Raw genomic sequence first — 12509 nt, forward strand, 5'->3', positions numbered from 1 at the left:
AAAGTTAAAGATTCATTAAGGAGATAACGGCGATGACACCCAGTGAATTAAGGCGTAAATGGCTTTTCGGGCTAGTAGGACTGAGTGCCTTACTATTGACTGGCTGCGTAACTATTCCTGATGCTATAAAAGGCACCACGGCTACGCCACAGCAAAACCTTAACGCGGTACGTAATGCACCGCAGGTTTTTGCTGGTCAGGAGGCACGTTTTGGCGGCACGGTAGTCAATGTGGTTAACGAAAAACAGCGCACTCGTCTGGAGATTGCCAGCGTGCCGCTGGATTCAGGCGCCCGACCTATTCTCGGTGAACCTTCTCAAGGGCGAGTGATCGCCTATGTGGATGGTTTTCTCGATCCGGTAGATTTCCGAGGCCATCTAGTAACAGTCGTCGGGCCAATTGTCGGCAGCGAGGCAAGCAAAATAGGCATGACGCCCTATAACTTCGTGGTAATTAACGCCACCGGTTACAAACGCTGGAATATTACCCAGCAGGTGATGATGCCGCCTGCGCCAATGGGGCCTTGGGGCTTCCGCGGTCATCCGGGATGGGGGCCAGGCTGGGGGTGGTATGATACCGGGCCAGCGCAAATTCAGACTATCGTAACCGAATAGCGTTGCTGAAACGGTACGCCGTTGCCAATAAAATAATATAGAGAAGGGTGTTGAGCGATCGACACCCTTTTTTATTGTTTTAATTCGACAGTCAGGGCGCTAAATCATCTTCTGCTCGGGTCATCTAGCCCGTTACTGGCCGATACATTTGACCGTAATCTCGCGAGAATTAACGCTATTAGGCTCAAAAAAATGACAATAAATCAGGGGAGATGGCGCACCATTGCCACCCGCTCAGTCATGCCACTTGCTACTTCATCCGTCAGGATTTTCGCCAACCACGGCGGTGTATTACGTGAATTCAGGCGAATAAAACCAAATTTGGCATAGAGCGCGACGCTGGGAGCAAAACGGCTAAAAGTCGTCAGATACAACGCGGTAGCGCCGCGATTTCGCAGGTGGTCAATTACCGCTGCCAATAATTGGCTGCCAATACCTTGTCCACCGTGCTGAGGTAAAACATCAATTTCCCCCAGTAAAGCCTTCTGCTCCAACCAGTACACCAAAGCGAAACCTACGGGAATTCCGCGGCTATCTTTCGCTACCCACAGGCGTTTTTCTCTCTGCGCTACCACAAATTCAATCAGTGGCAGCGTTTCTGTTTTTAGATCATCAGGCAACAAGTGCGCAGGGAAAAGTTTGGCTGCTTGTTGCTCAATGCTTGCCAAAAACGGTAGATGTTGCTTTTTAGCAAACTCAATCCGATATTCGGTCATGGTATTCACTCGTTAACATTAGGGTGACAGCTTAACCGCCAATGAAGAGTTGTATAAGGTTCATTCGCTAAATGAGTAAAAATTATGGGTATTCTTCAACCGATTTGTTGAAATTATCACCGGATAATCATTCCCGCCTCAGCTTTAGATTATAAACAGACTAAAACGATGTATAATCAATGAGTTACAATTATCATAATCATGAATCTATGTAACATATTGATTTACATTATATTAATGAGGCGGCGATGGCCGCCTTGTTTTTTTGTTGAGATACATGAAAAAAATTAGTGATGTACTTCTCAACCTCAAAATTGTTTAAAAGCAAACTGGTACGCTGAGTTAAAATATTGTTAAAGTCCTGGGGTGGATTTGGGTGAAGATATGATAATCAACAATGATTTCAGGAGTGCTACCTTGGAAAAAGCATGGCTAAAACGTTACCCGGCGGATGTCCCAGCGGAAATTGATCCGGATCGTTACTCTTCTCTGGTGGAAATGTTTGAGAATGCGGCGCTACGTTATGCGGATCAGCCAGCATTTATCAACATGGGTGAAGTCATGACTTTCCGTAAACTGGAAGAGCGTAGCCGCGCTTTTGCTGCCTATTTGCAAAATGGTTTAGGGTTGAAAAAGGGCGACCGCGTGGCACTGATGATGCCGAACCTGTTGCAGTATCCCATAGCTTTGTTTGGCATTTTACGGGCTGGGATGGTGGTGGTTAACGTCAATCCGCTGTATACGCCCCGCGAGCTGGAACATCAACTGAATGACAGCGGCGCAGCAGCAATCGTGATTGTTTCCAATTTTGCTCATACATTGGAAAAAGTTGTTTTCAACACACAGATTAAACACGTTATTTTGACCCGAATGGGCGATCAGCTTTCCGCAGCGAAAGGCACATTGGTCAACTTTGTGGTGAAATATATCAAGCGTTTGGTGCCGAAATATCACTTACCTGACGCCATTTCTTTCCGAACGGTATTGCAAAAAGGTCGTCGCCTGCAATATGTCAAACCGGACGTGCTCAATACCGATCTGGCTTTCTTGCAATACACGGGTGGCACTACCGGCGTGGCCAAAGGCGCGATGCTAACTCATCGGAATATGCAATCTAACCTTGAACAGGCTAAAGCGGCCTATGCGCCGTTGTTACAGCCAGGGCAAGATTTAGTGGTAACGGCGTTGCCGCTGTACCACATTTTTGCTCTGACGATGAACTGCCTGCTATTTATCGAGCTGGGTGGCCGCAGCCTATTAATCACCAACCCTCGAGATATTCCGGGAACGGTGAAAGAGCTCAGCCGTTATCCTTTTACCGCGATGACCGGGGTGAATACCTTGTTTAATGCGTTACTGAATAACGAAGAATTCAACAAACTCGATTTTTCCACTTTGCGACTGTCCGTCGGTGGGGGAATGCCGGTACAGAAAGCCGTTGCGGAAAAATGGGAAAAACTGACGGGCCGGCACTTGCTGGAAGGCTACGGGCTGACGGAGTGTTCACCTTTGGTCACAGGTAATCCCTATGATTTAAAACATTACAGTGGCAGTATTGGTCTGCCGGTGCCTTCTACCGATGTTCGCCTGATTGATGATAACGGGCAGGATGTTGAAACCGGCAAGCCGGGGGAACTATGGGTGCGCGGGCCGCAAGTTATGTTAGGCTACTGGCAGCGCCCGGAAGCCACTGACGAAGTCTTAAAAGACGGGTGGTTGGCCACCGGAGATATTGCCACTATCGATGATATGGGCTTCTTACGTATTGTTGATCGTAAAAAAGATATGATTCTGGTTTCTGGATTCAACGTTTATCCTAATGAAATCGAAGATGTGGTAGCGTTGCACCCTAAAGTGCTGGAGTCTGCGGTGATCGGTGTGCCTAACGAGGTTTCCGGCGAAACGGTGAAAGTTTTCGTGGTAAGAAAAGATCCGTCTCTGACCCGAGACGAACTACTGACCCATTGCCGCCGCTATCTTACCGGTTATAAAGTACCGAAAATTGTCGAGTTCCGTGACGAATTGCCGAAATCAAACGTAGGCAAAATATTGCGCAGAGAACTGCGTGATGAAACTGTTAAGGAGAGTAGCAAAAACGCTGCTTAACAGGCTTCGTTACAGGCTCATCATCAACAACGCCGGTCAATACCGGCGTTGTTGTGTCTGTCATAGGCTAACGACCAAGAGAATGATGTTTTGAATTATCAGTTGATCACTACCGACGCTGCGTTGCAGCAAGTCTGCGAGCAAGCTCGTAACCATACCCAGGTGGCTTTGGATACGGAATTTGTCAGAACGCGTACCTACTATCCTCAGTTGGGCCTGATTCAACTGTTTGACGGTGAACAACTTTCACTGATCGACCCTTTGCCGATCACCGAATGGCAACCTTTTCGCGAGTTGCTGAAAGACGAGTCTGTAGTGAAGTTTCTGCACGCGGGCAGTGAAGATCTTGAAGTCTTTCTCAATGCATTTCAGCAACTACCTACGCCAATGATTGATACTCAGATATTAGCTGCCTTTACGGGTAAAACGCTTTCCTGTGGTTTTGCTACGCTGGTGGCAGAGCTGGAAGGCGTCGAATTGGATAAAAGTGAGTCCCGCACCGATTGGTTGGCTCGTCCTTTGACTGAAAAACAGTGCGATTATGCGGCGGCCGATGTTTTCTATTTATTGCCTATGGCAAAAAAGCTGGTGGATGCCACGTTGGCGGCAGGGCGTATGGATGCCGCGCAGGACGAATGCTTGCTACTGTGTCGCCGTCGCAGTGAAACGGTAGACCCTGAGCTGGCTTATCGTGAGATCACTAACGCCTGGCAGTTACGGGGCCATCAGTTGGCATGTCTGCAAAAACTGGCGTCATGGCGTTTACGTCAGGCGCGCGAGCGTGATTTGGCGGTCAACTTTGTGGTCAGAGAGGAAAATCTGTGGCAGGTTGCTCGCTATCAGCCTACATCACTCGGTGAACTGGACTCTCTAGGCTTAAGCGGTCAGGAAATTCGCTACCACGGGCGCACTTTGCTGGCGCTGGTTGCTGAAGGTAATGCAATACCGGAAGATCAGTTGCCACCTTTGGTCGTCAACCTTATCGACCAGCCGGGTTACAAAAAAGTCTTTAAAGATATTAAAGCATTGATTCAGGCAGTGAGTGAGCGCAGCGGATTAAGCAGTGAGCTTTTGGCTTCACGTCGGCAAATTAATCAGTTATTGAATTGGCATTGGAAACTTAAGCCAATTGAAAATCGTCCTGAGTTATTAGCCGGATGGCGCGGTGATTTGTTAGGTAGTGAATTGGAAGAAATACTTAAACAGTATTAATCCTATTTAAGGGCAGGGGAGCTTTCTTCTGCTCTACATATTTTTATGCGTTAGGATTCCATTTATTTATCGGTATCAATAACCCATCAAGCTATTAAGACTTTTCTTGCCAGAAATGACGAAACACATTTCCACAGTAACTACTTGTCACTGTGTTTATATACAGCCAGGAGAACTCAAATACCCCCTGTAAATAAATACAGGGGGTAATTAATGCGCCGAAGTCATTTAGGTGTTTCTTCCGTTTCCGGTAATGTCACGTTAAGTTCTAATACCGAAATATCGTCACCTTTCTGCTCAAACTGAACGTGTAGCATTTCAGGATCGATCTGAATATATTTACAAATCACCGCCAATATATCGCGCTTAAGATCGGGCAAATAATGGGGCTCACTGTCCCCACGACGACGCTCAGCGACGATAATTTGCAGCCGTTCCTTGGCTATATTGGCTGTCGGTTTTTTGCGGGACAGAAAAAAGTCTAACAAGGCCATGGTTTATCCCCCAAAAAGGCGTTTCAGGAAGCCCTTCTTCTCTTCTTCAATGAAGCGGAATGGGCGTTCTTCTCCTAGTAAACGATCAACGGTATCGTCATATGCTTTACCCGCATCTGACTCTTTATCCAGAATAACCGGCTCGCCCTGGTTAGAGGCGCGCAATACGGATTGGTCTTCCGGGATAACGCCAACCAGTGGGATCCTAAGGATTTCCAGGACGTCTTCCATGCTCAGCATGTCACCGCGACTCACCCGGCCTGGGTTATAACGGGTCAGCAGCAGGTGTTCTTTAATCGGCTCTTCGCCACGTTCGGCACGACGAGATTTTGAGGACAAAATACCCAAAATACGGTCGGAGTCGCGAACGGAAGAGACTTCCGGGTTAGTGGTAATCACTGCTTCATCGGCAAAGTAAAGGGCCATTAGCGCTCCACTTTCGATACCGGCAGGCGAGTCACAAACCACAAAGTCAAAATTCATATCGCCAAGGTCGTTCAGGATTTTCTCAACGCCTTCAACGGTCAGAGCATCTTTATCACGAGTTTGTGAAGCGGGTAGAATATAGAGATTATCCGTGCGTTTATCTTTTATCAGCGCCTGATTCAGGGTGGCATCACCTTGAATGACGTTAACAAAATCATAAACAACTCGACGCTCACATCCCATAATCAAATCAAGGTTACGCAGGCCGATATCGAAATCGATGACCACGGTTTTCTTACCTTTTTGGGCCAAGCCGGTCGCAATGGCCGCACTTGAAGTGGTCTTGCCAACGCCCCCTTTACCCGATGTAACAACAATAATGCGTGCCATGAAATGGATTCCTTGTTAAAAGGGCTTAATTTAGAGGTTGTATGGTTAAAGCATTATCCAACAGATGAAGACGTGCGGCCTGGCCAAAATAATCGCTTGGAATCTGGTCACTTAACCAATATTGCCCTGCAATAGAGACTAGCTCAGCGCTCAGATGTGTGCAAAAAATCTGACACTGAGCATCGCCAGAAGCGCCAGCTAAAGCACGCCCTCGCATCATTCCATAGATATGAATATTGCCGTCTGCAATAAGTTCTGCACCGGCACTGACACTGCTGATAACAATCAAATCACAATTACGGGCATAAATCTGTTGGCCGGAACGGACAGGAGTATTAATGATACGCGTCTTAACGGGGGCATTTTCCGGTGGGCTTACTGGCTCGGGAGCCATCTTTTGGCCTTTACCTTCATTCAGTAACGGCAAACCCGCACGGGTAATCGCACGTTTTTGTCGTTCATCCCGACAGCCGCTGACGCCAACAATACGAAGGCCCGCTGAAGTGACAGCCTGCTGAACATCTCTGAAGTTAGCATCGTTAGGTAACGTAGCAACATTAAGAACAACAGGGGCGTTTTTCAGGAAAGCGGGAGCTTGTTCCACTTTTTCCTGTAAAGCCTGACGAATTACCTCCGGCTGCGCATGATGTAAATGCACTACCGATAGGGTAAAACTACTGCCTTTTAACTCAATTGGCGATTGTGACATCTATCCTGACTCAGTTTCAGCTACGTTAAATCCCCGGAATACCATTCGGGGTACGATATTCCGATGTACCTATCCATGTTATAGGTAATATAAAGATAAATCTATCCGTATCAATATATTGAAACCCTTCAGCAACAATTATTAAAATTCGATTGGAAATTACAGCACAACTTTGGCGTATTCGCTAGCCCACCTCGGCTTTATATCGCTGTTACTGGTCGTTTTATGTGATAATTGATCCAGTGCCAAATCAAATTCATCTGTGTTTGTCTTGTATGTAAAATAGACAGAAAGTAATGTGACTGAGTCAATTTTGTCTATTTATCCCATTGATGTTTTTTTCAATAGAAGTTTCTCCGGTTGTATTTTAGTGATAATAAAATCTTCAATTCATATAATTTCAGATCAATCTGAGCATTTATTGTCAGCCTTGAGTCAAATAGCGAGTTAATTTGACGGATTATCTGAGATAAAGATCACAGTTCGCCGCTGTAGATCTCGGATGTGGTGATGGTTCTGGTTTTGGCAAATGAAACTGCGGTGAGTGATGGTGAGTTTAGTCCTGGCTGGGATGGTACTTCTTTGCCTTTCCCACTTTAGATGAAGCAAGCTCCCACTAAAGATAGCGGCGAGATCCCTATTATTTAAGGATTAGTGAGTAATAGCCGGTGATAGGGAGTGGTAGTCTTGGCGTTACTACCACGCGTTGGATTAGGAGAGAATAATGAAAGGAATCTATCTTTACTTAATTCTGTTCAGCGGAGTCGCTTATATCCCTGTGAATGCCAATGTGACTGATTTGGCAAACTATGAACGGGGATTACAACACTTGAGTGAATGGGGGGATGACAGAGAAAATGATATCGGAACTTTCTCTGCGATGACTCTCCCTTCATTGAAGACGGTTGCACGGTGGATGCGGGATTGCCACGACAACATATTGGAACAGAAAAATCGTTTCTTATAACTATCGAAATCCGTCTATCTAGCAATAGACAGAGCTCGGTGACATTTAATTATTTGGGAATACTGCATATTTCCAGCAACCCAATGTGCTTAGCCGCCGTGTAGGAGGGCAAGGATAACCCTGATTTGACGGCCGCTGGCTCAAGGGCTAAAGTCACTTTTTCTGATACAGGCGTGGTATAGTCCACTGCTTATACAGGACGTTATTGACCACTTGAGTTGAGCTAAAAACATGCATTGTGTGATTTATCGAAGCCCTAAACGGGATCAAACCTACCTCTATATTGAAAAAAAAGACGATTTTTCCCGGGTTCCCCCTGAATTACTGGCCAGCTTTGGTCAACCACAGTTCTCCATGATGTTGTCTCTTTCAGAGCGAAAAAAATTGGCTACCGCAGATATTGAGAAAGTAAAAACTGCGTTGATTGAGCAGGGTTTCTATCTGCAAGTTCCGCCACCGCCAGAAAGTCTGCTAAAAATGCATTTAGGGACGGATAAAGCTTAATCCCCCGATGAGCCGCCCGGATGCCAGCCTTTGCTGCGCCGGGTATTCCGCAGATCTTCTTATTTTTCCTATTGGATTAAATTGATTTGCTGTCTCAGTGTATTGCCAGTAAATAACCAAAGGAAATGGATGATGAGGGTGTCGTTACTGACAATGTTGTTCGCTTCGACCGTTTTGAGTGGCGGGTTCCATTCGGCTATAGCCGCTCCGACAGTGACGTCAGATTCGCCGAAGGTTGCAGATCAGTCGGTAGTCGTCACCACGCTGGCGGAGCAAGGTCGCGATCCCGCTGAATTTCCTGCTTATGTCGAACAACTTAAAATCCTGGCTCGCTCACAGGGAATCACTCAGGGGACGTTAGATCAGGCGTTTACTGACATTCATTTTGTTGACCGAGTGATCAAATCCGATCGCAATCAGTTAGAAAAGAAAGTGACGTTGGATGATTATCTACAGCGAACATTGCCCGCGAGGAAAATCAAACAGGGAAAACTGTTTCATCGCCGTTATAAACCTCAGTTAGCCCGAGCTAGCGCACGCTACGGCGTGCCTGAGCGCTATATTGTAGCGCTATGGGGAATGGAGAGTGGCTTCGGCAAAATTCAGGGTAAAGAGGATGTCATTTCGGCGCTAGCTACACTCGCCTTTGAAGGGCGGCGCGAAGCCTTTTTTACCAAGGAACTCATGGCTGCCTTAAATATTATTCAGCAAGGACATGTTGGTAACCAAAAGCTAAAAGGTTCCTGGGCCGGAGCAATGGGGCAGAGTCAGTTTATGCCATCCTCTTTCCTGAATTATGCGGTTGATGGTGACGACGACGGAAAGATTGATATCTGGACCAACGTTGATGATGTTTTTGCCTCAACGGCCAATTATCTGGCTAAAGAAGGCTGGAAAACTGGAGAAAGTTGGGGGCAGGAGGTTCTGTTGCCGGCGAATTTCAAATCGCAATATGTGGGTTTGAAAAATGAGCAAGTGCACACTTTGGCTGAGTGGCAGCGAATGGGCGTGTTACCACTGAATAAAAAGGCGTTCAGTTATCCTGCATTACGAGCCTGGGTTATTACACCAGATGATATGCAAGGCCGAACATTCCTAGTTTATGATAACTTTAGAACTATCATGCATTGGAATCGCTCTTACTATTTCGCACTCAGTATCGGTATGATGGCTGACGGTATTGTACAGTAGCAGAGTGAAATATTGATGACCCGATTGGGATTCACTGTCGATGTGCTCTAGAGTTTATCTGTCGATGATTTCAGGAGAAGCAACATGTATCAACATAGAGACTGGCAGGGAGCCTTACTAGATTTCCCAGTAAATAAAGTAGTGTGCGTCGGCAGCAATTATGCAGATCATATTAAAGAAATGGGCAGCGAAGTACCCGTTGACCCAGTGTTGTTTATTAAACCTGAAACCGCGTTGTGCGATATTCGCCAACCGGTTGCTATTCCCAAAGGGTTGGGCGGTGTTCATCACGAAGTGGAATTGGCGGTATTAATCGGAACCCCACTAAAGCAGGCCAATGAAGATCGGGTCGCTCGCGCAATAGCCGGTTACGGCGTAGCGCTGGATTTAACGCTGCGTGACTTGCAAATGGGTTTTAAAAAAGCCGGTCAACCGTGGGAGAAAGCCAAAGCTTTTGACGGTTCTTGCCCCATATCCGGTTTTATTCCCGTGGCAGAATTTGGTGATGCGCAACATGCCGAACTGTCTCTAATGATCAACGGTGAAGTTCGCCAACGGGGCAATACCGAGGATATGATCACGCCAATTCTGCCTCTGATTAGTTATATTACGCGTTTCTTTACCCTGCGAGCCGGAGATATTGTGCTGACGGGAACGCCACAGGGCGTAGGGCCGTTAAATTCAGGGGATATGTTACAAATTGCTCTGAATGATAAAATGTTAAACACTCGTATTATCTAATGATTTACTCGTCGCTCCGGTTAGCTCGGGGTGGCGAGGCTTGCATCTTCGCTCTAAAGCGTCTATAACGACCCGCCACCACTTACTTACACCGGATACCGATATGTCACAACTTCCTTTTTGGCAACAAAAAACGCTGGCCGAAATGTCAGACGCAGAATGGGAATCTCTGTGCGACGGCTGCGGTCAATGTTGTTTAAACAAACTGATTGACGAAGACACCGACGAAATTTATTTCACTAACGTTGCCTGTAATCAGCTAAATATTAAAACCTGTCAATGCCGCAACTATGAGCGTCGCTTTGAATATGAAGAAGACTGCATCAAATTAACCCGTGAAAATCTGGTGACCTTTGATTGGCTTCCCCATACCTGCGCCTATCGATTGGTGGGTGAGGGTAAAGCATTACCCGATTGGCATCCGCTATTAACCGGCTCTAAAGCCGCGATGCACGGTGAGCGTATTTCCGTACGCCATATTGCCGTACGTGAAAGCGAAGTTATCGACTGGCAGGACCATATTTTAAATAAGCCGAGCTGGGCGAGATAACTGATTGAAGTTAATAGAGAATCTCATCACTGTGATATGACGCGGGGCATATACGGGGCATCACCCGTAAATCTTGCGTTTAAAATGTCCATCTGATTACTGTTGTTTTCACTCATCCACTTCCCGTAAACGCTGTACACCATCTGTGAAGATGTGTGCCCCATCTGGTTGGCGACAAAATTCGGATTGGCTCCTGCACTAAGCGCCCAACATGCAAAAGTGTGCCGGGTCTCGTATGCCTTCCGATGGCGAATACCTGCTTTCTTCAATGCAAAGTTCCACGTTCCGCTAAAGACACCAGGAGAGTACCAGTCTCCTCCTTTCCCATTGCGAGCTGAAAGGCGAGGGGAGAACACGAAGGTACAATCATCTTTGCGGATTTTGCCAAATTCGCGAAGGTGGACATCTACCTTTATTTTTTTCCCCATCTTCGTAAGTGCCATTTGCTCCTTCAGTGCTTCGATTGCGGAATTCGTCAGCTTAATAGTGCGATTTCCGCTTTCAGTTTTCGGCGGGGTGAAGTGGTGAACAACGGCCATATTCCTGCTGATCGTAATTGTCCATTCCTTCAGATCAATATCCTCCCATGCCAGCGCGCAAATTTCTCCGTGCCGCATCCCTGTGCTTACCGCCAGCTTCCAGATATTTTTCACTTGAAGTGACGGTGCAACTTCCATAAGTCTTGCGTACTCATCTCGCGTTAACGGGTCAGGCTCAGATTTGCTCTTTTTCAACGGTGAAACACCGACGAAAGGCGATCGCTCTATGTACCCATTCGCAACAGCGAACTCCATCATCGCGGCAAAACAAGAAAGATAGACGTTTACCGTTCTGACAGACCGGCCTTTTTTCAGTTGCCGAGTTTTCTGGTGGATACCTGCAATCTGAAACCCAGTCAGCAATTCCTTCCGCAGGCTGAGAACCATTTCATTGGTAATAGATGAAACAAGCCTTTCCTCCCCAATGATCCCTGCACAGATTTTGATGTATGACCGATATCGGCTAATGCCATTTTTGGTTATTTCCATCTCCTTCAATGCGAGCCATTTATCAGCGAGTTGGGAAACCGTAACGTTGAGTTGAGCTACCCCAAACTTGTGCAACTGCTTTGAGTTTGGGAATTGTGCCGCATAATTGAAGTTGCCTATCTTGATGGTGTAGCGAACAGATTCCCTCAACTCGCCAGCCATCCTCCTGTTTTTCGCCGTGTCCGGAACGCCGAGGTTTTCCCTAACCCTTTGCCCCTGGTAGATGAACCACACGCGAAGCAATCCGCAGTGGTTTTCTACCCCTGTAGGATAATCACCCATCCTTCTTTCCTCGTTTGTTGATAGGAGAGGGTATTTAAGCAGAAATCCTCTCGCCAATCCTCCTGCGGATCGCCGGTCGCTGTCTTTCAACCCAATTATCAATTTCCTGCCTGTTGTACATTATTGGGCTGTTCTCTTTTGGGTTTAGGTCAGGTGCAACGTGTCTGTATTCACGGCCTTCCATCCATGACTTTCGGCGGGCGTGTTGGATCATGTGTTTTGTCATGCCATTCAGAGACATGAGCAGGTCTTCTGAAACCCATTTGCTTGGGTTCATTTGAATAACGTTATCCATGCTTACCTCTGCTATTTCCACTCAGTCACTCGATGAACAATCACATTTAGCCACATCCAAGGCTCATGCTTGCCCGGGCAGAATGGCTTAACTTGAGATGCGTATTTGTCGAGTAGCTGACGTAGGGTTGATTTGTTGTCTTTACTGCGGAGTTCGGAGAGTAGTTTTTTAGCTATTTAGCGTACTGCGTTGTTGGCCTCAGGAGTCACACATTCACTCCTTCCAGCAGAACAGCCACCAGTAGGCGATGATGCCGCCGATAACGAGCAGTACCCAATCAAGGT

14 protein-coding genes are annotated in these 12509 nt (G+C 46.8%); 8 read left to right on the forward strand and 6 right to left on the reverse strand.

Annotated elements, in window-relative coordinates:
- Nucleotides 1-32 precede the first annotated feature (32 nt).
- Nucleotides 33-614, forward strand: a complete 582-nt coding sequence (locus AD970_RS07605) for a Slp family lipoprotein (RefSeq protein WP_049597700.1) — start codon at nt 33-35, stop codon at nt 612-614.
- A gap of 203 nt (nt 615-817) precedes the next feature.
- On the opposite strand, the gene AD970_RS07610 is transcribed toward AD970_RS07605, so the two are convergent.
- On the reverse strand, nt 818-1330 hold the full coding sequence (locus AD970_RS07610) for a GNAT family N-acetyltransferase (RefSeq protein WP_049597701.1): 513 nt from the start codon (nt 1328-1330) through the stop codon (nt 818-820).
- Nucleotides 1331-1747: 417 nt separating this feature from the next.
- Here AD970_RS07610 and fadD point away from each other — a divergent pair, with 417 nt between their 5' ends.
- Complete coding sequence (fadD, locus tag AD970_RS07615) at nt 1748-3436, forward strand: long-chain-fatty-acid--CoA ligase FadD (RefSeq protein ID WP_049597702.1); 1689 nt, start codon at nt 1748-1750, stop codon at nt 3434-3436.
- A 90-nt stretch (nt 3437-3526) separates the two neighbouring features.
- A complete protein-coding gene (rnd, locus tag AD970_RS07620) occupies nt 3527-4648 on the forward strand; it encodes a ribonuclease D (protein WP_049597703.1) in 1122 nt (373 codons plus the stop codon).
- 224 nt (nt 4649-4872) lie between these two features.
- Here rnd and minE read toward each other — a convergent pair whose 3' ends face one another.
- Genes minE through minC form a run of 3 tightly spaced genes read right to left on the reverse strand, consistent with a single transcriptional unit; the run spans nt 4873 to nt 6667 of the window.
- Nucleotides 4873-5142 carry a cell division topological specificity factor MinE gene (minE, locus tag AD970_RS07625; RefSeq protein ID WP_002211180.1) on the reverse strand — a complete coding sequence of 90 codons (270 nt, stop codon included), beginning with the start codon at nt 5140-5142 and terminating at the stop codon, nt 4873-4875.
- A gap of 3 nt (nt 5143-5145) precedes the next feature.
- Entirely contained in the window at nt 5146-5958 is an 813-nt protein-coding gene (minD, locus tag AD970_RS07630) for a septum site-determining protein MinD (protein WP_049597704.1), read from the reverse strand.
- A 25-nt stretch (nt 5959-5983) separates the two neighbouring features.
- Nucleotides 5984-6667 carry a septum site-determining protein MinC gene (minC, locus tag AD970_RS07635; protein ID WP_049597705.1) on the reverse strand — a complete coding sequence of 228 codons (684 nt, stop codon included), beginning with the start codon at nt 6665-6667 and terminating at the stop codon, nt 5984-5986.
- A gap of 724 nt (nt 6668-7391) precedes the next feature.
- Between minC and AD970_RS07640 the strand changes: the two genes are divergently transcribed.
- The 5 genes from AD970_RS07640 to AD970_RS07660 all read left to right on the forward strand — a co-directional run bounded on the left by AD970_RS07640 (nt 7392) and on the right by AD970_RS07660 (nt 10620).
- Nucleotides 7392-7634 carry a hypothetical protein gene (locus tag AD970_RS07640; protein ID WP_049597706.1) on the forward strand — a complete coding sequence of 81 codons (243 nt, stop codon included), beginning with the start codon at nt 7392-7394 and terminating at the stop codon, nt 7632-7634.
- 231 nt (nt 7635-7865) lie between these two features.
- A complete protein-coding gene (locus AD970_RS07645) occupies nt 7866-8138 on the forward strand; it encodes a YcgL domain-containing protein (RefSeq protein WP_049597707.1) in 273 nt (90 codons plus the stop codon).
- Nucleotides 8139-8270: 132 nt separating this feature from the next.
- Nucleotides 8271-9329: a lytic murein transglycosylase gene (locus tag AD970_RS07650; RefSeq protein ID WP_049597708.1), complete on the forward strand. Its 1059-nt coding sequence runs from the start codon at nt 8271-8273 to the stop codon at nt 9327-9329.
- Between the two features lie 84 nt (nt 9330-9413).
- A complete protein-coding gene (locus AD970_RS07655) occupies nt 9414-10070 on the forward strand; it encodes a fumarylacetoacetate hydrolase family protein (RefSeq protein ID WP_049597709.1) in 657 nt (218 codons plus the stop codon).
- 103 nt (nt 10071-10173) lie between these two features.
- Nucleotides 10174-10620 (forward strand): YcgN family cysteine cluster protein, encoded by a 447-nt coding sequence (locus AD970_RS07660; protein ID WP_049597710.1) that lies wholly within the window; start codon nt 10174-10176, stop codon nt 10618-10620.
- A gap of 26 nt (nt 10621-10646) precedes the next feature.
- Here AD970_RS07660 and AD970_RS07665 read toward each other — a convergent pair whose 3' ends face one another.
- Complete coding sequence (locus AD970_RS07665; RefSeq protein WP_049597711.1) at nt 10647-11930, reverse strand: tyrosine-type recombinase/integrase; 1284 nt, start codon at nt 11928-11930, stop codon at nt 10647-10649.
- 34 nt (nt 11931-11964) lie between these two features.
- The gene (locus AD970_RS07670; RefSeq protein WP_049597712.1) at nt 11965-12225 is read right to left on the reverse strand and encodes an excisionase family protein; all 261 of its coding nucleotides are present in this window, start codon (nt 12223-12225) and stop codon (nt 11965-11967) included.
- Nucleotides 12226-12509 lie beyond the last annotated feature (284 nt).

The organism is Yersinia nurmii (assembly GCF_001112925.1).
Taxonomy (GTDB): Bacteria; Pseudomonadota; Gammaproteobacteria; order Enterobacterales; family Enterobacteriaceae; genus Yersinia; species Yersinia nurmii.